Origin of the sequence: Nocardia paucivorans NBRC 100373 (assembly GCF_000308675.1) — a bacterium.
Taxonomy (GTDB): domain Bacteria; phylum Actinomycetota; class Actinomycetes; order Mycobacteriales; family Mycobacteriaceae; genus Nocardia; species Nocardia paucivorans.
The window spans coordinates 58311-79397 of the sequence record NZ_BAGE01000046.1 but is presented as its reverse complement, the minus strand read 5'-3'; the positions used below and the strand labels follow the sequence as shown (position 1 = coordinate 79397).

Below are 21087 nucleotides of genomic sequence, written 5' to 3'. Positions count from 1 at the left end.
TTCCCGATCTCCCGGTAAGGACATCCCATGGCACAGAACCCGCTCGAACTCTTCTCGGTGGACCACCTCGTCGACGAGGCGGACCGCGATATCCGTGACACCGTGCGCGCCTATGTCGAGAAATCCGTCAAACCGCATATCGCCGAGTGGTACGAGGCCGGCCGGATTCCCGCCCGGGAACTGGCGAAGGAACTCGGCGCGCTCGGCGTCCTCGGTATGCACCTGGAGGGCTACGGATGCGCGGGCACCAGCGCCACCGCCTACGGTCTGGCGTGTATGGAGTTGGAAGCGGGCGATTCCGGTCTGCGTTCACTGGTCTCGGTGCAGGGCTCGCTGGCTATGTTCGCGATCTGGAAATGGGGCAGTGAGGAGCAGAAACAACAGTGGCTGCCGCGGATGGCCGCGGGCGAGGCGTTGGGCTGCTTCGGACTGACCGAGCCCGATTTCGGCTCCAACCCCGGCGGGATGCGGACCCGCGCCCGGCGGGACGGTTCCGGGGAGAACGCCGACTGGATCCTCAATGGCAACAAGATGTGGATCACCAACGGATCGGTGGCCGATGTCGCGGTGGTGTGGGCGCAAACCGACGAGGGCGAAAACGGTAAAGGTGTCCGCGGCTTCGTCGTGCCGACCGACACCCCCGGTTTCTCCGCCCCCGAGATCAAGCGCAAGCTCTCGCTGCGGGCCTCGGTCACCAGCGAACTGGTTCTCGACAATGTGCGCCTACCGGCATCGGCCGCTTTTCCGGAGGTGCGCGGGCTGCGCGGTCCGCTGTCATGCCTGAACGAGGCCCGCTTCGGCATCGTGTTCGGTTCGCTCGGTGCGGCCCGCGACTGTCTGGAAACCGCGATCGAATACGCCGGCGCGCGCGATATCTTCGACAAACCGCTCGCGGCCTATCAACTCACCCAGGCCAAGCTTGCGGATATGACGGTCGAACTGGGCAAGGGCATGCTGCTCGCGTTGCACCTGGCCCGGCTCAAGGACGAGCACCGGCTGCGGCCGGAGCAGATCTCGCTGGGCAAACTCAACAATGTTCGGGAGGCCATCGGCATCGCCCGCGAATGCCGCACCATTCTCGGGGCCGCCGGTATCACCCTCGAGTTCCCGATCCTTCGGCATGCGAACAATCTGGAATCGGTGCTCACCTATGAGGGCACCGGCGAGGTGCACCAGCTCATCATCGGCCAAGCGCTCACCGATCTGTCGGCATTCCGCTGATCCGCTCGGTCCGATAGGCCGAGGAGTGGCCCGGGAGCGCGCTACGGGCTCCGTCCGGCTCGGGCGACGGTGGAGTACCGTATCCGACAGCGCATGGTGGGTCTGGTCGACCTCGACGAGGCCCGCGTCGACCGAGTGGGTACGGACCGAAGCAGGGGATGTTCGAAACGGAGAACCGACCGTCCCTCCCTGGGGCGGGAGTGGGCGGTCGGCCGTGTGCGCAGAGCGTATCAAAGGTGCCACCCGATGGGTGAGCGTATGTCCGGCTCCCGCAGGGCGCGCTCCGTCACGAGCTACGAGAAGCCCTTCAAAACCCTGTCCGAACAGGTCGCCCTGCTGCGTGGGCGGGGAATGATCGTCGAGGACGAGGCGGCGGCGATCGAGGTGTTGGGCCGGGTCGGTTACTACCGGCTGAGCGGATACTGGTACATCTTCCGGGCGTTGGAACCGAACCCCCACGGGCCGGGGAAGGTGGTGGGAGACAGGTTCGTTCCGGGCACCACATTCGAGCGGGTGGTGGGGATCTACGAGTTCGATCGGCGGCTGCGACTGCATATTCTCGACGCCATCGAACGGGTTGAGGTCGCATTGCGGGTCCAACTCGGTTACACATTGGGCGCCGGCCACGCCTTCGCCCATCTCGACCCCGCGCTGTTGGATCGCGGCTTCACCGAATTCGACGAGCAGAATCCGATTGTCGCCCGGGCACATTGGCTCGAGAGCCCGCACGGACAGTGGTTGCGGAACGTGCGACGGCTGGAAGACCGGTCGAAGGAGGATTTCGTCAAGCATTTCCGGTCCAAATACGGCATGCCCCTACCGGTTTGGGTGGTTACCGAGCTACTGGGGTTCGGGAGTTTGGCCACCTTGCTCGCCGGTTTGAAACCGCAACACAAAAACCTCATCGCCGCGAGTCTCGGTGTGTACGAAGGCAATTGCGATGGTGACGGGGCGGCGCTGACGAAATGGATCACCAATCTCGCGAGCCTGCGCAATGCCTGTGCCCATCATCTGCGAGTGTGGAACAGGAATGTGGTCGATCAGGTGGGTCGGCTCGACCGTTTCCCTGATCTCGCGCACGCCACCGGCACCCACGCACGCTCGAGGGTCTACGCCTCGCTCGCGATTCTGGCCTACCTCACCGCCCGGCTCGATCCCCGGTCGACCTGGCGACTCGAAACCGCAGAGTTGATCACCTCGGGTCTGGCGGCCGTCGACCAGCCGGCAAGCCGGATCGGCTGCCCACCCGGATGGGCGGAGCAACCGTTGTGGTCGCGATCCTATGTGCCGCCGCCGGATCCGCTTCCCGCCGAATATCGCGAGATCCTGCTGCGGCTCGAATGCGTGGGCGCGTCCGAGGTGGGCGCGGTCATCGATCCGAGCCCGACCCCTCGGCGCAGGACCAGCGCCGTGCGGTATCACCGGCTTCGCTCCGAACTGTTGGGGCTTCCGGTGGGAAGATCGTTTCGGTTTCCGAATTTCCAGTTGGACACCGCGCGCAACCGGATAGATCCGATTGTGCGGGAAGTGAACCGGAAACTGGGTGCGAAGGACGACCCCTGGCAGGTCGCGGCCTGGTGGACGAGTCCCAATGCCGGTCTTCGTGGCGCCGTTCCCGTGGATCTGCTGCTCGCCGGGGAACTGACCTGGGCGGCGGCCTTGCAGGCCATCCCGGTCGGAGCCATCCGGGCCGCCTCGGCGCCGCAGGCCGGGGCCGAGGACGATGATCAGCCCAGTGACCGCAGGTAGATGAGGGTCGCCTGTACTCGCCGGTCGCCGTCGCGCAGGGGAAGTTTCGCGAAGATGGAGCCGATATGTTTGCGCACGGCGGCTTCGGAGACGTTGAGCCGTTGGGCGATACCGGAGTTCGTGTGGCCCTCGGCGACCAGGGCGAGGACCTCACGCTCCCGTGGGGTGAGACCGTCCAGGGGCGCGCGGTTGCGGGTGGATTTGACCAGGGCCCGAACCACGTCGGGGTCGACGATCGTCTCGCCGCGGGCCACCCGGTCGACGGTGTCGAGGAAGAAGCGGACATGACCCACCCGGTCCTTGAGCAGGTAGCCCATTCCGCCCTGGGTCGGGTCGTCACCGAGGAGATCGTCGAGATAGGCGACGGACACGTATTGGGAGAGGACCAGTATCGGAAGGTCGGCTCGCCGCCGGCGGAGTTCGGCCGCGGCGCGCAACCCGTCGTCGGTCTCGGTGGGCGGCATTCGAACGTCGGTGATGACCAGATCCGGCCGGTGGGCGTCCCAGGCGTGCAGGAGACCGGGTGCGTCGGTGACGGTTGCGCTCACCTCGTGACCGGCCGAGGCGAGTACGCTTTCCAGTCCGGCCAGCAGTAGCGGGCTGTCCTCGGCCACCACGATGCGCCGCGGTCGCTGATGCGGTATCACACCGGACACTCCATTCGCAGGGTGGTCGGTCCGCCGGGGGGACTGGTCAGCGTGAGCGTACCGTCCAGCGCGGCGACCCGACGGGTCAGTCGGTCGAGGCCGTGGCCCGGCGAAATATGAGCGCCACCGGGGCCGTCGTCGGTGATGCTCAGTATCCACATCGATCCGGTGCGCGCCCCGCGCACGGCCACCCGATACGCATCGGAGTGTCGGGCGATATTGGTGAGTGCCTCGGCCACGAGGACATAGGACATGTGCTCGACCGCGGGGGGCAGTCGGTGGCGCCCGCTCCGAATATCGAAGGTCACCTCCAGAGGCATATCGGCGGCGAGGTCGACCAGGGCCGGTTCCAGGCCGCGGTCGACCAGGGCCCGTGGGGAGAACCCGCGCAGCACGGCCCGCAGTTCGGCCAAGGTCTCGTCGACCTGCCGGTGGGCGTTTGCGGCGAGGCAGCCGGTGGGACCGTCCGTGTCCTTCGCCTCGGCCAGGCCCAGGCTCATGGACAGGGCGACCAGCCGGTGCTGGACCCGGTCGTGCAGTTCGGATTCGAGCAGTTCCCGTTCGAAACCCTCCGCCTCGAGCAGGCCGGATCGGGAGTTCTCGATTCGTTCGGCTTCCTGCCGCCACCGGTCGGTATCGGAAACCAGCAGAACCCGCGCGGTTGCGGCCTCGAGGGCCGCCCAGCCGCCGAGCACGAAAAGCAGCACCGCACCGGCGAGGAGGCCGCCGGCGGCGACGAACCATGCCTGCGATGTGGTGTCTACGATCCAGGGTCCGAGATCGAAGTAGTCGTCGCGGACCAGCCATGGCGCCACGAGCAACATTGCCACGACGACGCATGCGAGTGTCGCCAGGACGAACACCACACCCCCGGACACGGCGGTGCCGACGACATAGGCGAATTGCCGAAGCGAAGGTAGACGCCCATTGTCGGCGGCCGCCCGCACCCGGATATCGGCGCTATCGGCGAGGGCGGGGTCGATCAGCCGTAGTCGGGTGCAGTGCACACGCAGCAGCGGCTCCCACAGTGCCGCCCGGAGGCGGCGGGTCGGACCGAGGACCAGCACGGGGACGATGCCGAGGACGGTGATCGACGACAGAATCCCGCCGAGAACCACATAGCTCACGGCACGCCACGGCCAAGGCGATACGAGGTAGCGCGGACCGGATCGCAGGGCCGATGCCACGCTGTTCATCGGCGAGTCCTTTCGGTCGTCGGGTGGGAGCCGCGTGAACCGTCACGCCTCGTGGTCACGACGATCCACGCCACCACGGGTAGGTAGGCGACGCACATCAGCAGCGTAGTGGCGGTCGCCATGGTGTCGGGACCGTCCACGAACCGTTCGAGCCCCGCGGCGACCACGAGATTGCTGCCGCTGTGCAGGATGGCCGCCGGCCACACCGAACCGCCACGGACCCACAGCCAACCGATGACGAACTCGAGCAGAATCGACAGCGGCAGCCACAACAGCATGGCGACGATCGTCTCGACCACGGTGCCGGTGGAGCCGAGGTACCCCACCCATGGCAGCGGCCAGTGCCACACGCCCCAGATCAGTCCCGTTGCGAAAGTGGTGGCGACGGGGCGGCCGGGCAGAAGCCGATCGCGCAGATACGATGTCCAGCCGAATTCCTCACCCCAGAACAGCGGGGCGGCCACCACGGGGACCACGAGGGCGATGGCGAGGAACAGCGCGTCGTCGGAACCGAAATCCCGGTTCAGCGGATCCCACCATCCGAGGGCGGCGGCGAGGAGGAGCGCGATGGCGAGGATGCCGAGGGGCAGCAGCGCCGCGATCGAGTACGACGACCGGGTCCGGCCGATCCGCGGTCGCAGGCCGGAATCGGCGAACCCCTCGCGGGTGATCCACCGACGAACGACGATTGCCGCGAGTGCGGGCGCGACCACACCGCCGGACAGCAGTTGGACCACCGGGTCGTCGAGTGAGTATCCGGCCGCTCCCGCCAGTCCCCACGGAATCCACGCTCCGGCAAAGGCGAGCAGCAGAAACCACCGCCCCCCGCGTGCCCGGATCGCGGTGGTGGTAATGGGAGGGGCGAGGTCGGAAGGTGCTGTTGTCATACCTCCATCACACGGCGATCGCCGCGGAATGTCGGTGATGTGCACGACCGTTCGGGGGTAGCGCGTGCGCTACCCCCGCCCCGAATCGGGATCGGAGTCGGTACCCCGAGGGCACCGAGCGCATCGTGTCCGGTTGCGGCAGAAGGTTTTCAGTGTTCTTCGACGACCCCGTACACGCGCAGCCGCTCGAGGGCCCGTTCGTCGGACAGTTCCTCGCGCAGTTCGGGGTGTCGGTGATAGAAGCGGATCAGCCAGTAGGCGGCCGACGAGCCGATCGATAATTTCTCCGCGCGAATATGAGCTCGACGGGGCCGCTTCGGTTTCCGGGACGCGGTTTCGAGTCGGACCGTGCCCTGGCAACTGGTGCGCGAGACGACCGTGACATCGCTCAGCTCGGCCCAGGAGAGAAGTTTCATGGGGCGGATGGTCGTCGGGAGCGCAATATGGCCGGGTCGCAGAACCAGGCGGTGGGCCCGCGGTCGCGCCAGATACACCACCAGATAGGCGAATACCGCGACCGCCACGGCGAGCGCGGCCCATGCGGGGATCGGTGGATGCAGGGGCAAGGTGAGGGAATCGCGATGGGTGCCGATGCCGAAGAGCGCACAGGCCGCGGCCAGGCTTCCGAGGAAGAGGACCGCGGCGGTCTCGTAGGCGAGCGAACGCCGGATCACCAATCCGCCCCGATCGTGTTCGAAGCGGGTGCTCTCGAGCTCGAGGCAGGTGCGGCCGCCGGCGAATGCCGACAGCATGACCAGGAGCGAGACCACCCATACGGCGACCGCGGTGTAGAGCCAGGGGCGTAGGGGTTGGCCGGAGTCCAGCGCTGCGATGGCCCGGGCCGACAGTATGGTCACGAGTACGGCGGCGAGGAAGACGGCCAGGTAGGTCCAGCCGTTCAGATTGCCGCGCAGCTCCCGTGGCGGGGGAAAGTAGCTCCACGATTCCGGTGCTCGTGCGGGTGCCGTGTCATCGGGCCGGACCTCGGTCTCGGGTATCACGGGAACGGGGATTTCCGGCCGGCTTGTCATCGGGGCTACCTGTACTTCGGTCCTGCGGTGGGGCGCCTGCGATGATAACGGCGACCGATCGGCGAATCCTCGTCTCACGACGGCGGTGGCCTAACTGCGCCACGCGGTCGGAATACCCCGGCGGGGCCCACCGTTCCACTGGTTGACATATCCACTAAATGCCGGAAGCGGCCGAGGAGGACATATGCAGTTCGGAATCTTCTCCGTCGGAGACGTCACCACCGACCCCACGACCGGCCGCACACCGAGCGAGGCCGAACGAATCAAGGCGATGGTCGCGATCGCCTTGAAGGCCGAAGAGGTCGGCCTGGATGTCTTCGCCACCGGCGAACACCACAATCCGCCGTTCGTGCCCTCGTCACCGACCACCTTCCTCGGCCATATCGCGGCCCGCACCGAGCGGCTCCGGCTGTCGACCGCGACCACCCTGATCACCACGAACGATCCGGTGAAGATCGCCGAGGACTACGCCATGCTGCAACACCTGTCCGACGGGCGGGTGGATCTGATGCTCGGCCGTGGTAACACCGCACCGGTATATCCATGGTTCGGCAAGGATATTCGCCAGGGCATTCCGCTGGCCATCGAGAACTACCATCTGCTGCGCCGGCTGTGGCGGGAGAAGCAGATCGACTGGCAGGGCCGGTACCGCACCCCGCTACAGGGCTTCACCGCCACCCCCGCCCCGCTGGACGACACCCCGCCGTTCGTATGGCACGGCTCGATCCGCTCACCGGAAATCGCCGAACAGGCCGCCTTCTACGGCGATGGTTTCTTCCACAACAACATCTTCTGGAACAAAGAACACACCGAGCAGATGGTCGGACTGTACCGGCGGCGGTTCGAATACTACGGCCACGGCGCCGCGGACCAGGCCATCGTGGGTCTCGGCGGGCAGGTGTTCATGGCCGATACCGAGGTGGAGGCGAAACGGTTCTTCCGGCCTTACTTCGACAATGCGCCGGTATACGGGCACGGACCATCACTGGAGGAGTTCACCGCCCAGACCCCGCTGACCGTCGGAACACCCGAACAGGTGATCGAACGCACCCTCGGTTTCGCCGACTATGCGGGCGACTACCAGCGTCAACTGTTCCTCGTCGACCACGCGGGGTTGCCCCTGGACGTGGTGCTGGAGCAGATCGAGCGGCTGGGCCGCGAAGTGGTTCCCGTGCTGCGCAAGGAGTTCGAACTCCGTCGCCCCGATCATGTGCCCAGCGATCCGCCGACCCACGAATCACTGGTCGCCGCCGGACCCGACTCCCCCCACCACCGGGTGCGACCCGCCCGGACGGGACTGTCGGAGGCACGCTAGGGCCGAGTGGCCGCCGGTATACCGTCGGGCGGAGGACGACCGTGGGTAGCGTTCGGCGGGTGCGCGAGCCGTAGGGTCTATCCGAACAGGACGCAAACCCTCATCGGTGGCATGACAATAGCGCTGTCGTAGCGACCGCGGAAGGGAGGCAGAATGCGCACCTTCCATTCCTGGATACTGCAGGCCCATATGATCCGCATCCGCGACACGCTGGCCGGTGGCCTTCGTCGCTTCGGCGGCCACGCCGGCGGCACCACCCGGGAGATGAGCCGGGAAATCGACCGATTCGCAACCGGATCCACCGAGAAAGACCATGTATTCGGACAGATCCTCGTGCGGTCCGAGACATTCTCGTCCGCGAACGTTGCCCGCGATATCCTGCCCTCCGATCCGCGCCGATTACATGCGTTGTGGTCCGGCCTCACCCGTACCGACAGGGAAGCTCTCTATCGAGCCGATCCTTTCATCGGAAATCGCAACGGTATTCCTCATGTCGACCGCCACCGCTATAACCTGCGCAACCTCGAGAAAATGTACGACGCGGCCCATTCGATCCCCGATGGACACCGGCGAGCCCTCGCGCTCAGACAGACCGGCACCATCGGTTTCGCACTCGAATCACCACCGGGAACACCGCCCCGATACCTGACCAGGTTGGAGCCGGACTTCCGGGTGGCGGTCTCCATCGACGATCCGGACCGGGCCGACAATGTCGTCCTCAATGCCGCCGGGGCCGGTGAGAATCCATTCGGAATCCAATTCGCGTCCGAACGCTCCGAGCAGATAAGAAAAGCCGCACTCCTGGTCGATCCGAAAGCCGAAACGGCGGTCACCACCTGGCTGGGATATCGGCAGTCGTCACCGGGCAGAATCGATGAGCTCATCCCCGCGGCTCGCCGTGATGCACCGGATTTGCGTGCCTACCACGCCGGTCTCCGAGTTACCCATGAGGGCGAGCCCTCGTACAACACGGCGTTGGGCTACTCCTCCGGAACCGGCAATATCGGTTATGCCGCCCGAGAGCCGTTGGACGCGGATGCACTGGTCTTCGTCGGCGGATACAGTTCCGGCGCGGAACATGTCACCGACCTGAAGCTCGTCGGTGTGGATCCGGCCGATATGGGAAAACATGCGTTCGCCACCATTGCCGAGCATGATTCGGTGAAACTGATGCCCGAGCTGGACACCGCGCCCCACAGCCGAAAGTTCGAGGCCACGCTATTCGGTTCCGATACGGTGCGCGGTCCCTGGACCTCTCTGGGCTGGAACCCGGATATTCACGGCTCCTATTTCGACAGCAACAGTCGATCGTTGCACAACATAGGGCTTATCGTCACCGGCAACGGACATCTGGTGACCTGAGGTATCGAGCTCGCGGGGACGAGCAACCGGGCCCGGGGCGGGAAACCGGCGACGGGCTACGACCTCGCCGTGGACGTCGCTCGGGTTCGGGCATTCTTCGCCTGCTCCTCGGCGAGTAGATCGGTGAGCCGCTCGATCGACATCGGACGGTGGAAATACCATCCCTGGGCGGTATCGCAACCGAGGTCACGCAGTCGATCGGCCTGATCGCGGGTCTCCACGCATTCCGCGGTGACCGTGAGCCCGAGGCCGTGCGCGAGCTCGATGATCTTGCGCAGGATGAGCAGATCCGCGGCGCCGATCGAGCGGGGGGTGCCGATGTGATCGATGAACGGGCCCGCGAGTTTGATCGTGTGCAGCGGCAGTCTGCTCAGATACGCCAGATTCGAATACCCGGTGCCGAAATCGTCGAGTGCGAGACGAACCCCGCGGTCGGCGAGTTCGTGTAGGGCGCGCACCGGGCGGCGGACGGTGTCCATGAAAGCGCTCTCGGTCAACTCGAGCTGCAGATTGGTGGGTTCGATCCCGGTGGCGGCGATAATGGCGTGAACCCGGTCCAGCCAGCCGTGTTCGGCCATATCGGTGGCGGAGATGTTCACGCTCACCAGAGGAGCGTCGGCGGACCCGTTCGCGGAGTGATCGCGACAGGCCTGCTCCAGCACGAATTCGGTGAGGGCGCCGATATGACCGTTGTCCTCGGCGAGCTCGACGAAACAGGCCGGGGACAGGACACCGTGGTCGGGATGACGCCAGCGCACCAGCGCCTCCACCGCGACGGTGCGTTCCGTGGCGAGGTCGAGGATCGGCTGATAATCGAGGAAGAACTCGCCGCGATCCAAGGCCTGCGGCAGCGCCGCGGTCAGCTCGGCGCGGGTGTGTTCGAGTTCGCCACGGGCCGGATCGAAGACCGCGTACCGGCCGCGTCCCCCGGTCTTCGCCCAATACATGCTGGTATCGGCGGCATTGAGCAGTTGATCGGCGCTGGTGTGCTCCGGGCGGCGTTCCATCACCCCGATACTGGCGCTGATACTCAACCGGGTGCCATCGATGTCGAACGGTTCGGCGAACGCGTCGAGTACGGTGTCGGCGAGTTTCGCGAGCTGGTCTTCTCCGCAGGTGTGCGGTACCAGGATGACGAATTCGTCGCCCCCCATCCGGGCGACCGTCTGATCCCCGGTGGTGCAGTCGGCGAGCCGGGTCGCGGCCTGCACCAGCACCTGATCGCCGACCGCGTGTCCGAAGGTGTCGTTGACGGTTTTGAAATGATCGAGATCCAGGTAACACAGCCCGCAGGCGGCCTCCGGGTCGGCGAAGGCGGTGGCCAGGGCGTCGAGGAAATACGAGCGGTTCGGCAGGCCGGTGAGCTCGTCGTGGTTGGCGCGGTAGTCGAGGCGTTCGCGCAGAGCGCGGCGTTCGGAGATGTCCTCGACCAGGGCCAGGACGTAGCGGGGTGCTCCGTTGTCGTCCCGGATGAGGGAAATATTGATATTGGTCCACACGGTGTGGCCATCGCGATGGCGGTAGGCCTTCTCCAGTTGGGCGTGCTCCCGTTCGCCGCGGCTCACGCTCTCGTACAGATTCCGGATACCGGGCGGATCGGCCGGGTGTGTCCGGGCGCTCAGCGGCAGTCGACACATCTGCTCGGGGGTGTAGCCGAGCATGCGCGCGAAGGCGTCGTTGACCTCGATCAGTCTGCCGGAGGTGTCCACCAGGCCGGTGCCTATGCCGGCCTGAGCGAATACCGCGCGCATTCGGGCCTCGGTGGCCCGCAACCGTTCCTCGGCCCGCCGCCGGGCCGTGCTCTCGGCATCGCGGATACTTTCCTGCTGATTCAGCAGACGGGTTTGCAGTGCGCGCACGTAGCCGGTGGCGAAGGCGCCGAGTAACTCGAGCCGGTCCTCATCGTCGGGACGCGAGCCGAGAAAGTACTCGCTCAGCACGGTGATGCTGCGGCCGAGTGTTTCGTCGTCGACGGAACACTCGCGCGCCAGTCGGGCCCCCACCTCGGCCACCCGATGCGCCGTGGCGTGACCGTGGACCGCGGCGTCGAGTTCACCGACGAGCTCGGTCAGTAGATGCAGCATCTCGTCGGGGTCCGACGACCCCTGGACGCGGTCTCCACCGCCGAGCGCGGCCATCCAGCGACCGGCCAGATCGGCGTGCTGCAATCCCGACTGACCCACCATGGGGTTCGATCGTAGAGGCGTTGCGGCCGGGCCGGGACCTAATCTCCAGGGTGCGCCGAGGGATGTCGTGGTGTCGCGCCGACGACTCGGTCCGGTGCGGTCGTGGGTTCGCTAGGGTGACCGGGTGAGCTCACGATCGTTGACGGTGATCGACCTGTTCGCGGGTTGCGGCGGCATGACCGCCGGTTTCACCGCTTCCGGGGGCTACGAGTCGGTGATGGCGGTGGAATTCGACCGGGCGGCCGCGGCGACCTACGCGGTCAACTTCGGCGAGGCCCACACCCACTACGCGGATATCGCCGATATCGCCGATTCCGCGATCCCGGCCGTCGACGTGATCATCGGCGGGCCACCGTGTCAGGGGTTTTCCAACCTCGGTTCGAAGAATGTGGACGATCCGCGAAACGCGCTGTGGAAGCAGTACATTCGTTTCGTCCGCCATGCGCGTCCTCGGGTTTTCGTCATCGAGAACGTGGACCGGTTCTTCTCGTCGAGCGAATTCGCCCTGTTGCGGGCCGAGACCGAACCGGGCGGATTGTTGGCGGACTACCGACTCACGGCGGGATTTCTGCTCGCAGCCGATTTCGGGGTACCGCAGCGGCGTAAACGCACCATCGTGATCGGTTCTCGTATCGGGGAGATCCCACTGCCCGAACCCACGCATATCCGCCCCGGCGCCGCGGGGACCGGACCCGGATGGCACACCACCCGTGACGTGTTGGCCGACCTACCGGAGATCCCGCCGACCCGGCAACTGCCCGACTCGTGGACCGAGGTGTTCGGCGAACGGATCCGCGGGGTGTTCAAAACCCCGGAACTGCATATCGGACGTAATCCGACGGCGCTGTCGTTACAGCGCTATCGGCATATTCCGCCGGGCGGCGGTCGCTTCGACCTGCCCGATCATCTGCTGTCGCGGTGCTGGCGGGAGAAGAAGACCGGCACCACCGACGTCATGGGCCGAATGCGGTGGGATATGCCGTCGCTGACGATCCGGACCGAGTTCTACAAGCCCGAGAAAGGCCAGTATCTGCATCCCCAATGGGATCGTGACGATCCCGCGCGCAGTGTGGACCGGCCGATCACCCATTTCGAAGCGGCGCGGCTACAGAGTTTCCCTGATTCGTTCGGCTGGTGCGGAACCAAGGTGGAGATCGCCCGCCAGATCGGTAATGCGGTGCCACCCATGCTCGCCGAGGCGATTGCCCGGCATCTGGAATCCTATCTGCGCGGTACCGCCGGCGAACCGGCGCCGCTGCCCTGCCGATTGTGCGCCGGCGGACGGTAGCGGTCGGACCGAATCACCAGGGGTCGTTCGAGGCCAGGGCGATCAGTAGGCGGCGGATGGCGGCGACACGCCGTTCCTTGCCGGGGAGGTCGTCCAGGGCGCATTCGGGGTCGGCGGGCGGGCCGAGATGGGTGCAGCCGCGGGGACAGTCCTCGATGGCCTCGGACAGATCCGTGAAGGCGGCGATAACGTCCTCGGGGGTGATATGGGCCAGGCCGAAGGAACGGACACCGGGCGTGTCGATAACCCATCCGCCGGTGGGCAGGGGAAGCGCCACCGATTGGGTCGAGGTGTGTTTACCCTTGCCGACGCCCGAGACCTCGCCGACAGCGCGACCGGCCTCGGGGACGAGGCGGTTCACCAGTGTCGATTTGCCGACCCCGGAATGACCCAGGAAACAGGTGAGCCGGCCGGTGAGCAGCTCCAGTACGGGCTCGAGCGGGTCCTCGATACCGCCGTAGACGATGGTGAGGTCGAGGTCGGCGAAGGCCGCGGCGAATTCGGTGCCCTCGGCCAGATCGTGTTTGGTCAGGCACAGGACCGGTTCCAGACCGCCGGCATAGGCGGCGACCATGGCGCGTTCGACGAAACCGGTGCGCGGCGGTGGGTCGGCGAGTGCGACCACGATGAACAGTCGTTCGGCGTTCGCGACGACCACGCGCTCGAACGGGTCGGTGTCATCGGCGGTGCGGCGCAGGACGGTGGTGCGCTCGGCCACCCGCACGATTCGCGCCAGGGTGTCCGGACGACCGGACAGATCGCCGACCACATACACCTGATCACCTACAACGATCGGGGTGCGACCCAGTTCGCGGGCGCGCATGGCCACGATCGGACGGTTCGGGTCACCGTCGAGCACACAACCCCAGCGACCTCGGTCCACCGACACCACCATGGCCGGTCGAGCATCCCGATGCTCGGGTCGGTTCTTGGTGCGTGGGCGCGAACTGCGGCCCGGCCGCACCCGCACATCCGACTCGTCGTAACTGGCCGAGGAACGGCCGCGCCGGCTCAGGGCACCTCCTCCTGATCGCCCTTCGAATCGAGCATGGCCTCCCACAGGTCCACGAAGTTGGGCAGCGTTTTCGCGGTGGTCCCGATGTCCTCGATCTCCACCCCGGGGACCACCAGGCCCAGGATCGCGCCGGCGGTGGCCATCCGGTGGTCGGCATAGGAATGCCAACGTCCGCCGTGCAGCGGGGCGGGGGTGATCTCCAGGCCGTCCTCGGTTTCCCGGACCTGCCCGCCGAGCCGGTTGATCTCGGTGGACAGGGCGGCCAGCCGGTCGGTCTCGTGGCCACGCAGGTGCGCGATACCGCGCAGGCGTGAGGGTGAGTCGGCCAGTGCGGCGAGAGCGGCGACCGTGGGCGTCAATTCGCCGACATCGTGCAGATCGATATCGATACCTGCCAGGCGGTCGGGTCCGGTGACGGTGAGGACCCCGTCGAAGATGCGCGCCTCGGCGCCCATGCGTACGAGGATCTCGCGGATGACATCGCCGGGCTGCGAGGTCAGTCGCGGCCAGTGCGGAATGCTCACCTGCCCACCGGTGACGGCGGCGGCCGCCAGGAACGGGGTGGCATTGGACAGGTCCGGCTCCACCGTCCAGTCGACGGCGCGGATCGGGCCGGGTCGCACCGTCCAGACTTGTTCCTTGCGGACATCGGCGGGCGCCTCCACCGCGACATCGGCGCGGCGCAACATCTCCACCGTCATCTCGATATGCGGCATGGACGGCAGCGGACTGCCGCTGTGCCGCACCACCAGGCCCTCGTCGAACCGGGCCGCCGACAGCAGCAGTCCCGAGATGAACTGGGACGACCCGGAGGCGTCGATGGTGATCGTACCGCCGCGCAACTCGCCCTTGCCGTGCACCGTGAACGGCAAGGCATCACCGTCGATGGCGGCGCCGAGACCGCGCAGCGCGTCCAGGATGGTGCGCAGTGGCCGGACCCGGGCCTGGATATCGCCGTCGAAGGCGCTGTCGCCCGCGGCCAGACCGGCGACCGGTGGCAGGAAACGCATCACCGTGCCGGCGAGACCGCAGTCGACCCGGCCGCCGCGCAGCGGGCGCGGCACCACCTCGAGGGTGTCCCCGTCGCCGGTGATCTCGGCACCCAGCGCGCGCAGCCCGGAGATCATCAGCTCGGTGTCGCGGCTGCGCAGGGCGCCGGTGATGGTGGACGGCTCGTCGGCGAGCGCGGCCAGGACCAGCGCCCGATTGGTGATGGATTTGGAGCCCGGCAGGGTCACGGACGCCTGAACCGGGACAGCGACGTGGGGCGCTGGCCAGAAACTCACTCGCCTATCTTCGCGCATGGTCGATCCGGACATGACAGTGGTGCTCGGAAAGTGGGATTCCGAGCACCACCGGTGGTTGTTCACTCGCGTCCAACGCCTCGTATCGAGGGTTTACTTGTGCCGCCCGTGCAGCAGCGGCACCATCTTGCGCAGCATCTTCATGTTCGTCTGGGTGCGGCGATAGCTGAGCAGTGCCATTCCCGGGACGGCGAAGCGCTGGGCTGCGATCGAATGCGGCCGCACGAACTCGCGCAGGCCGGGCTCGCCGTGGATCCGGCCGATACCGGAATCTGCGCTGCCGCCGAACGGCAGGGCCGGGATGGCCGCGAAGCCGAGCACCGAGTTGATCGAGGTGGCGCCGACCTTCAGTCGCCGGGCGATCTCCAGGCCACGGCGCTTGGAGAACACCGCCGAAGCCAGGCCGTAGGTGGTGGCGTTGGCCAGTTCGATCGCCTCATCGATGCTGTTCACCGTGGTGACGGTGACGGTCGGACCGAAGGTCTCCTCCTTGACGGCCGCGGAGTTCTCGTCCACATCGACCAGCACGACCGGCTCGATGAACCGATCCTTCACCGACTCCACCCCACCGAGCACGGCCTTGCCGCCCTTGGCGAGCGCGTCCTCGATGTGCCGCTTCACGATCGCGATCTGGCTCGGCATGGTCATCGGACCGTAGTGGGCGTTCTCCGCCGAACCGGGTTTGACATCGGCGAGGATCCGGGTCAGTTCTGCGACGAATTCGTCGCGCACCGACTTGTCCACATACACCCGCTCCACACCGGCGCAGGTTTGGCCGCTGTTGGAGGTGGCGCCCCATGCGACAGCGTCGGCAGCGGCCTTCACATCGGCGTCGGCGGCGACGATCACCGGGTCTTTACCGCCGCATTCCAGCAGCACGGGGGTGAGGGTCTCGGCGGCGGCGGCCATGATCTTGCGGCCGGTACCCGGCGAACCGGTGAACGCGACCTTGTCGACGCCCGCCTGCACCAGGGCCGCGCCGGTGGCGCCGTAGCCGTTGACGGTGATGAACACGCCCGCCGGCAATTGCGGGTTGGCCTCGGCGAAGGCCTCGGCGAGGAAATTGCCGATACCGGTGGAGTATTCCGATGGCTTGAACACCACGGTGTTACCGGCGGCGAGGGCATAGGCGATGGAGCCGTTGGGGGTGTAGACCGGGTAGTTCCACGGACCGATCACACCGATCACGCCGAGTGGGCGGTATTCGATGCGGGCCGAGAAGTTCGACATCAGCGGCCCGGTGGGGACCTTCTGCGGGGCCAATACCTTCTTGGCGTGCTTGGCGGCCCAGGCGATGTGCTCGAGCGCCAACATGAGTTCGAGGAACGCGTCGTCGAGCGGTTTGCCGTTCTCGGCGTGGATGAGCTCGCAGAACTCGTCCGATTTCGCGACCAGCCTGCCGGACCAGCGCAGCAGGGCCTTGCGACGCCCGTCGAATCCGAGCTGCTCCCAGGCGGGGGCGGCGGCGCGGGCCTTGGCGACGGCGGCACGTACGGCTTCCTCGTCCGCGATCGGATAGGTGGCCAGCGTCGCGCCGGTGGCCGGATCGACCGAGGTCAACACCGCTTCTTCGTCGGTGATCTTTTCGGTGGTTGTCAACGGGTCTCCTCTGCGGAAGTCGGCGGTTCATGCGCGCGCGAACGGGCGGCCCGCGTCACCGCCTCGTCCCTGGTGAGAGAATGCTAGGACATAACTCTCAATTAGTCACCAGTTCGTGCCATTCATTGTTCCCGAGACCGGCGAGATTGTCTGCACCCGTTTTGTCGTTCGATTCCGATATGCCTTTCGGTGGCCTGATCGAGCACCGCCCGGTGGCGTAATGGAACGGCGTGATGGAACCTTGCCGAGCGACATACTCGGACACTGTCGGTCTCCGGTGGGAGTATCGGGAATATGTGCGGACGATATGCGATGACGACGAACCCCGGTCGACTCGCGGTGGAGTTGGACGCCCTCGACGAAACCGATATCGGCGGACCGGTGAATGGGGGTGCCCCCCGCGGTACGAGTCGGTCGTCCGCCGCGGCGGTCTCGGAGGGCGCCGACTACAACGTCGCCCCCACGACACAGGTCCTCACGGTGGTCGAACGCCACGACTCCGACACGCCCCGCCTGCGTATCCGGCGGATGCGCTGGGGTCTGATCCCGCATTGGACCAAGGCCGCGGAACCCGGCGTTCCGGTGAAGGGCAAACCACTGTTCAACGCCCGGGCCGACAAGGCGGCGAGCCTGCCGTCGTTCCGGGATGCGGTGAAGCGCAGGCGCTGTCTGGTGCCGATGGACGGCTGGTACGAGTGGCTGGTGGAGCCGGAGGCCTCGAATGGCGGAACCACGGGCCGGGGTCGTAAACCGAAAGTGGTCAAGCGCCCATATTTCATGTCCCGCGCCGACGGTTCGCGGCTGTACATGGCCGGGCTGTGGTCGGTATGGCGGGACAGCTCCGTTCCCGATGCCGAGCCACTGCTGTCGTGCACCATCCTGACCACCGACGCCGTCGGCGATCTCACCCGCATCCACGATCGAATGCCCTTGCCCATGCCGCGTGAACACTGGGATGCCTGGCTCGACCCGGATCACCCGGCCCCGACGGAGCTGCTGGCGCCGCCGAGCGTGGAACTGGTCGCAGAGATCACCGCGCGGCCGGTGTCAACGCTGGTGAACAGCGTGCGCAACAACGGGCCGGAACTGCTGGCGCCGGTCGAAGAGCGGGCGGAACAGACCACCTTGCTGTGATCGGATGCCCACCTCGGCCCTTCGATCGAGGCCGGCCGTCCCGGTGCGGCCCGCTCGGGCCGCACCGATCCGCAAGGTTCACAGCGGGCAGTCGACGCTCGGGGTCACGATGCTGAGCCCACATTTGAACAGGTCGGCGGACAGGTCGATGATGGCGCTCGCCATGCCCCCGCCCGCCTTCTCCGCCCGCGCGGCAGGGCCGTCGGTACCGCTGCCCCCCGAACTCCGCGAACCGCCCCGCGAACTCCGCGAACCGCCGGTGCCACTGTCTCCACCCCCGAACGGATAGTCACCGTCCTCGATGGTCCGCAACTCGGCACCGGCTCGGTGCCGTGGTCCGTTGTCGGGCTCATCCGTCGGCGCCGCGACCGCCGGCGGGCCGGCCACCGCCGTCGGCGCGGTGGACAGCAGAATGGGACCGCCGGTCAGGACCAACGCCCCGGACAGGGCGACGAGCACGGTGCGCATCGGGTGGCACAGGGACATCTCGCATCACATCCTCGGGTCGGTCGGTTACGGTCGTTCCCAAGTAACGCATATGGTTTCCGTTCGTGGGCGCAACCCGCCGACAGCGATGCGGATATCAGATGTGGATATCGGATACGGATATCAGGTGGTGATCGGCGCGGTCACCGCCGCGGCCAACCGGATCAGGTCGTTGGGGGCGAGTTCGATCTCGAGTCCGCGCTTCCCGGCGCTGCACAGGACGCGCTCCCGGTCGAGTACCGAGGCGTCCACCACGGTCGGCAACCGTTTGCGTTGACCGAGTGGGGAGATACCGCCCAGCACGTAGCCGGTGCTCCGCTCGGCCCGGACCCGGTCGGCCATCCCGGCCTTCGGCGCGCCCAGCGCGGCGGCGACCGCCTTCAACGACAGACTGCGTGGCACCGGCAGCACCGCTACCGCCAGGCCGCCGGTGGACAGTTCCAGCACCAACGTCTTGCAGATCTGTTCCGGATCCGCCCCGATCCGCCGGGCGAGCGCCTCGACCGCCTCGGCGCCGTAGGAATCGACTCGTGGATCGTGCTCGTAGGCATGCACCCGATGCGGCACGCCGGCCTGCACCAGAACCCGGATGGCGGGTGTCGAAGCTGTCGAAGCTTTTGCCACGGCGGTCACTCTACCGACCATCGCCCCCGGGTACCGGCCGGATACGGTCGACGCCGGCCCCGACGCACCCGGGTGGGAACACATCCCGACGAGTGGGTGTTGTAGGCGAGTGCACAGCGCTTCGATCGGCCCGTTTCACGCGGACCGGTGGGTTACGGGCGCGGCGTACGGATCCCCGTCATATCACGAAGGAGCTGGTCGGTGCCTGTTCTGCTCGACGAACACCCCGCCCGGAAGCAAGCGCAGGCTATGCGCTCTCCCCGGCTCGCCGAGACCACGCGGTTCTCCGGGGACGTCGTATTGCGCGTAGATTTGGCTGATAAGCCGATCGAAGGGACACGTGTGACGAGCGACGATAACGCGGCGACCGGGGACGGCGTCGACGCCGACACGGTCACCGGTGACGCGATCACCAGTGACGCGTCGGTTACGGAGGCCGATATCGCGGAGGTCGACGATACGGATGTCGACACCGCCGAGGCCGACACTCGCGACGCGGAGACCGAGGCCGAACTGGCGGAGCGCTTCGAGCGGGACGCGTTGCCGCTGTTGGATCAGCTCTACGGGGCCGCGCTGCGGATGACCCGCAACCCCGCCGATGCCGAGGATCTGGTGCAGGAGACCTACGTCAAGGCGTTTTCCGGGTTCAAGTCCTTCAAGGAGGGGACCAACCTGCGCGCCTGGTTGTATCGCATCCTCACCAACACCTACATCAACTCCTACCGCAAGAAACAGCGCCAGCCCGCGCAGTACCCCACCGACGAGATCACCGACTGGCAGTTGGCCGCCACCGCCGAACACTCTTCCGTGGGGCTCCGCTCGGCCGAGGTGGAGGCCTTGGACGCGCTGCCCGACGACACCATCAAGGCGGCCCTGCAGGAATTGCCCGAAGAGTTCCGCATGGCTGTCTACTACGCCGATGTCGAAGGTTTCCCGTACAAGGAAATCGCCGACATCATGGGCACCCCTATCGGTACGGTGATGTCCCGGCTGCATCGCGGCCGAAAGCAATTGAAGGGTTTGCTTGCCGACGTGGCGCGCGAACGTGGATTCAACCGCACCGGCGCCGAACAGGCCACGCCGGCGGGCTCGGTACGCCAGGAGGTCAAGCAGTGAGCACCGAGCACGATCCCTACCTGGAGCTCGACTGCACCGCGGTAATGGCCGACGTCTGGCTGCTGCTCGATGGCGAATGTGACGATGCCACCCGGCAACGGCTGCAACACCATATGGATCATTGCGCGCCGTGTATCGAGGCCTACGGCATCGAGGAGAAGATCAAGAGCCTGCTCGGCCGCAAATGCGGTGGGGAACGGGCACCGGAATCGCTGCGAGAGCGGTTGACATTGGAGATCCACCGTGCGGTGAACCTCCATGCCCAGCGCCCCACCCCGCAACCTCCGGAACACTGAACGTTCGAGGCGATCTCGCGGTCGGCCCCGGGCCCGGATACGACATCGGCCCCCGAAGCACATGTGCCGAAGCACATGTCTCGGGGGCCGAAACGCGCATGCGCCGCGCCGAAGGCACGGCCGCGTCTACACGGCTCAGGCGTTCGGACGCTTGCCGTGGTTGGCGGCGCTGTTCTTCCGGCTGCGCTTCTTGCGGCCACGCTTACCCATGGGTAGCTCCCTCCTGGGGACTGTTCCCGCGAATGCGGGGAATAGATGTTGATCGTCGGCCATTCTTTCACGTGTGATTGGCTGTAGGTTCGGCGGATACGCGGACCGGTGGGCGGTGGGGCCGGCGGAACCAGGAAACGGGGTGCCATGGCGGAGGAAGTACGGGCGGAAATGGTCTCCACGGTGCTGACCATCGAGGTCGAGGTGGGAGACAGGGTCGAGATCGACCAGACGCTGGTACTGCTGGAGTCCATGAAGATGGAGATCCCGGTGATCGCCGAGACCGGCGGAGAGGTCACATCCATCGCCGTCAGCCCCGGCCAGGTGCTGCAGCAAGGCGATCTGATCGCCGTCATCTCGTGATCGCCGGCGCTGTACCGCGCCGCCATCCGGGTCCGGTAGGGCCGCCATGAGCCTGGGA

At 66.7% G+C, this 21087-nt stretch carries 20 protein-coding genes; 9 read left to right on the top strand and 11 right to left on the bottom strand.

Annotation, left to right across the window (positions count from 1 at the left end):
• Nucleotides 1-27: 27 nt before the first annotated feature.
• Entirely contained in the window at nucleotides 28-1221 is a 1194-nt protein-coding gene (locus ON32_RS16130) for an acyl-CoA dehydrogenase family protein (RefSeq protein ID WP_040791750.1), read from the top strand.
• A gap of 246 nt (nucleotides 1222-1467) precedes the next feature.
• On the top strand, nucleotides 1468-2970 hold the full coding sequence (locus tag ON32_RS27150) for an Abi family protein (protein WP_051133321.1): 1503 nt from the start codon (nucleotides 1468-1470) through the stop codon (nucleotides 2968-2970).
• Here the strand turns inward: ON32_RS27150 and ON32_RS29625 are convergent.
• From ON32_RS29625 to ON32_RS16105, 4 genes are all read right to left on the bottom strand, one after another.
• Complete coding sequence (locus ON32_RS29625) at nucleotides 2949-3626, bottom strand: response regulator transcription factor (protein WP_373284311.1); 678 nt, start codon at nucleotides 3624-3626, stop codon at nucleotides 2949-2951. The two genes, ON32_RS27150 and ON32_RS29625, sit on opposite strands and share 22 nt — an antisense overlap.
• Entirely contained in the window at nucleotides 3614-4813 is a 1200-nt protein-coding gene (locus ON32_RS29620; RefSeq protein ID WP_040791749.1) for a sensor histidine kinase, read from the bottom strand. The genes ON32_RS29625 and ON32_RS29620 overlap by 13 nt, the downstream gene beginning before the upstream one ends.
• Nucleotides 4810-5700 carry a CPBP family intramembrane glutamic endopeptidase gene (locus ON32_RS16110; RefSeq protein ID WP_040791748.1) on the bottom strand — a complete coding sequence of 297 codons (891 nt, stop codon included), beginning with the start codon at nucleotides 5698-5700 and terminating at the stop codon, nucleotides 4810-4812. Before ON32_RS16110 ends, ON32_RS29620 begins: the two co-directional genes overlap by 4 nt.
• Before the next feature lie 149 nt (nucleotides 5701-5849).
• Complete coding sequence (locus ON32_RS16105) at nucleotides 5850-6731, bottom strand: hypothetical protein (RefSeq protein WP_040791747.1); 882 nt, start codon at nucleotides 6729-6731, stop codon at nucleotides 5850-5852.
• A 184-nt stretch (nucleotides 6732-6915) separates the two neighbouring features.
• Here ON32_RS16105 and ON32_RS16100 point away from each other — a divergent pair, with 184 nt between their 5' ends.
• The gene (locus ON32_RS16100) at nucleotides 6916-8046 is read left to right on the top strand and encodes an LLM class flavin-dependent oxidoreductase (protein ID WP_040791746.1); all 1131 of its coding nucleotides are present in this window, start codon (nucleotides 6916-6918) and stop codon (nucleotides 8044-8046) included.
• 153 nt (nucleotides 8047-8199) lie between these two features.
• A complete protein-coding gene (locus tag ON32_RS16095; RefSeq protein ID WP_040791745.1) occupies nucleotides 8200-9408 on the top strand; it encodes an alpha/beta hydrolase in 1209 nt (402 codons plus the stop codon).
• A gap of 56 nt (nucleotides 9409-9464) precedes the next feature.
• Here ON32_RS16095 and ON32_RS16090 read toward each other — a convergent pair whose 3' ends face one another.
• Nucleotides 9465-11594 carry a putative bifunctional diguanylate cyclase/phosphodiesterase gene (locus ON32_RS16090; protein ID WP_051133320.1) on the bottom strand — a complete coding sequence of 710 codons (2130 nt, stop codon included), beginning with the start codon at nucleotides 11592-11594 and terminating at the stop codon, nucleotides 9465-9467.
• Nucleotides 11595-11718: 124 nt separating this feature from the next.
• On the opposite strand from ON32_RS16090, the gene ON32_RS16085 reads away from it, so the two are divergent.
• Nucleotides 11719-12882, top strand: a complete 1164-nt coding sequence (locus tag ON32_RS16085) for a DNA cytosine methyltransferase (RefSeq protein WP_245551088.1) — start codon at nucleotides 11719-11721, stop codon at nucleotides 12880-12882.
• Nucleotides 12883-12895: 13 nt separating this feature from the next.
• On the opposite strand, the gene rsgA is transcribed toward ON32_RS16085, so the two are convergent.
• The 3 genes from rsgA to ON32_RS16070 all read right to left on the bottom strand — a co-directional run bounded on the left by rsgA (nucleotide 12896) and on the right by ON32_RS16070 (nucleotide 16800).
• Complete coding sequence (gene rsgA, locus ON32_RS16080; RefSeq protein ID WP_174361638.1) at nucleotides 12896-13942, bottom strand: ribosome small subunit-dependent GTPase A; 1047 nt, start codon at nucleotides 13940-13942, stop codon at nucleotides 12896-12898.
• Nucleotides 13894-15201 carry a 3-phosphoshikimate 1-carboxyvinyltransferase gene (gene aroA / locus ON32_RS16075; protein ID WP_040791742.1) on the bottom strand — a complete coding sequence of 436 codons (1308 nt, stop codon included), beginning with the start codon at nucleotides 15199-15201 and terminating at the stop codon, nucleotides 13894-13896. Before aroA ends, rsgA begins: the two co-directional genes overlap by 49 nt.
• A gap of 93 nt (nucleotides 15202-15294) precedes the next feature.
• The gene (locus tag ON32_RS16070) at nucleotides 15295-16800 is read right to left on the bottom strand and encodes an aldehyde dehydrogenase family protein (protein WP_051133319.1); all 1506 of its coding nucleotides are present in this window, start codon (nucleotides 16798-16800) and stop codon (nucleotides 15295-15297) included.
• Nucleotides 16801-17094: 294 nt separating this feature from the next.
• Here ON32_RS16070 and ON32_RS16065 point away from each other — a divergent pair, with 294 nt between their 5' ends.
• Nucleotides 17095-17934 carry an SOS response-associated peptidase gene (locus tag ON32_RS16065; protein WP_040791741.1) on the top strand — a complete coding sequence of 280 codons (840 nt, stop codon included), beginning with the start codon at nucleotides 17095-17097 and terminating at the stop codon, nucleotides 17932-17934.
• Between the two features lie 78 nt (nucleotides 17935-18012).
• Here the strand turns inward: ON32_RS16065 and ON32_RS16060 are convergent, their stop codons facing one another.
• Together ON32_RS16060 and ybaK are read right to left on the bottom strand one after the other, a co-directional pair.
• The gene (locus ON32_RS16060) at nucleotides 18013-18420 is read right to left on the bottom strand and encodes a hypothetical protein (RefSeq protein ID WP_040791740.1); all 408 of its coding nucleotides are present in this window, start codon (nucleotides 18418-18420) and stop codon (nucleotides 18013-18015) included.
• A 123-nt stretch (nucleotides 18421-18543) separates the two neighbouring features.
• Nucleotides 18544-19065: a Cys-tRNA(Pro) deacylase gene (gene ybaK / locus ON32_RS16055; protein WP_040791739.1), complete on the bottom strand. Its 522-nt coding sequence runs from the start codon at nucleotides 19063-19065 to the stop codon at nucleotides 18544-18546.
• Between the two features lie 420 nt (nucleotides 19066-19485).
• On the opposite strand from ybaK, the gene ON32_RS16050 reads away from it, so the two are divergent.
• Nucleotides 19486-20160: a sigma-70 family RNA polymerase sigma factor gene (locus ON32_RS16050; protein WP_051133355.1), complete on the top strand. Its 675-nt coding sequence runs from the start codon at nucleotides 19486-19488 to the stop codon at nucleotides 20158-20160.
• The gene (gene rsrA, locus ON32_RS16045; protein ID WP_040791738.1) at nucleotides 20157-20456 is read left to right on the top strand and encodes a mycothiol system anti-sigma-R factor; all 300 of its coding nucleotides are present in this window, start codon (nucleotides 20157-20159) and stop codon (nucleotides 20454-20456) included. The genes ON32_RS16050 and rsrA overlap by 4 nt, the downstream gene beginning before the upstream one ends.
• 135 nt (nucleotides 20457-20591) lie before the next feature.
• Here the strand turns inward: rsrA and ON32_RS30850 are convergent, their stop codons facing one another.
• The gene (locus ON32_RS30850) at nucleotides 20592-20666 is read right to left on the bottom strand and encodes a 50S ribosomal protein bL37 (RefSeq protein WP_157224221.1); all 75 of its coding nucleotides are present in this window, start codon (nucleotides 20664-20666) and stop codon (nucleotides 20592-20594) included.
• A gap of 147 nt (nucleotides 20667-20813) precedes the next feature.
• Between ON32_RS30850 and ON32_RS16040 the strand changes: the two genes are divergently transcribed.
• The gene (locus ON32_RS16040) at nucleotides 20814-21029 is read left to right on the top strand and encodes a biotin/lipoyl-binding carrier protein (RefSeq protein ID WP_040791937.1); all 216 of its coding nucleotides are present in this window, start codon (nucleotides 20814-20816) and stop codon (nucleotides 21027-21029) included.
• The last annotated feature ends 58 nt before the right edge of the window (nucleotides 21030-21087 follow it).

Bases quoted from the DNA above. Each gene is read 5' to 3' on its own strand.
- ON32_RS16130 (WP_040791750.1), top strand. From the start codon at position 28: ATGGCACAGAACCCGCTCGAACTCTTCTCGGTGGACCACCTCGTCGAC.
- ON32_RS27150 (WP_051133321.1), top strand. From the start codon at position 1,468: ATGGGTGAGCGTATGTCCGGCTCCCGCAGGGCGCGCTCCGTCACGAGC.
- ON32_RS29620 (WP_040791749.1), bottom strand. From the start codon at position 4,813: ATGAACAGCGTGGCATCGGCCCTGCGATCCGGTCCGCGCTACCTCGTA.
- ON32_RS16110 (WP_040791748.1), bottom strand. From the start codon at position 5,700: ATGACAACAGCACCTTCCGACCTCGCCCCTCCCATTACCACCACCGCG.
- ON32_RS16105 (WP_040791747.1), bottom strand. From the start codon at position 6,731: ATGACAAGCCGGCCGGAAATCCCCGTTCCCGTGATACCCGAGACCGAG.
- ON32_RS16100 (WP_040791746.1), top strand. From the start codon at position 6,916: ATGCAGTTCGGAATCTTCTCCGTCGGAGACGTCACCACCGACCCCACG.
- ON32_RS16095 (WP_040791745.1), top strand. From the start codon at position 8,200: ATGCGCACCTTCCATTCCTGGATACTGCAGGCCCATATGATCCGCATC.
- ON32_RS16090 (WP_051133320.1), bottom strand. From the start codon at position 11,594: ATGGTGGGTCAGTCGGGATTGCAGCACGCCGATCTGGCCGGTCGCTGG.
- aroA (WP_040791742.1), bottom strand. From the start codon at position 15,201: ATGCGCGAAGATAGGCGAGTGAGTTTCTGGCCAGCGCCCCACGTCGCT.
- ON32_RS16065 (WP_040791741.1), top strand. From the start codon at position 17,095: ATGTGCGGACGATATGCGATGACGACGAACCCCGGTCGACTCGCGGTG.
- ON32_RS16060 (WP_040791740.1), bottom strand. From the start codon at position 18,420: ATGTCCCTGTGCCACCCGATGCGCACCGTGCTCGTCGCCCTGTCCGGG.
- ybaK (WP_040791739.1), bottom strand. From the start codon at position 19,065: ATGGTCGGTAGAGTGACCGCCGTGGCAAAAGCTTCGACAGCTTCGACA.
- ON32_RS16040 (WP_040791937.1), top strand. From the start codon at position 20,814: ATGGCGGAGGAAGTACGGGCGGAAATGGTCTCCACGGTGCTGACCATC.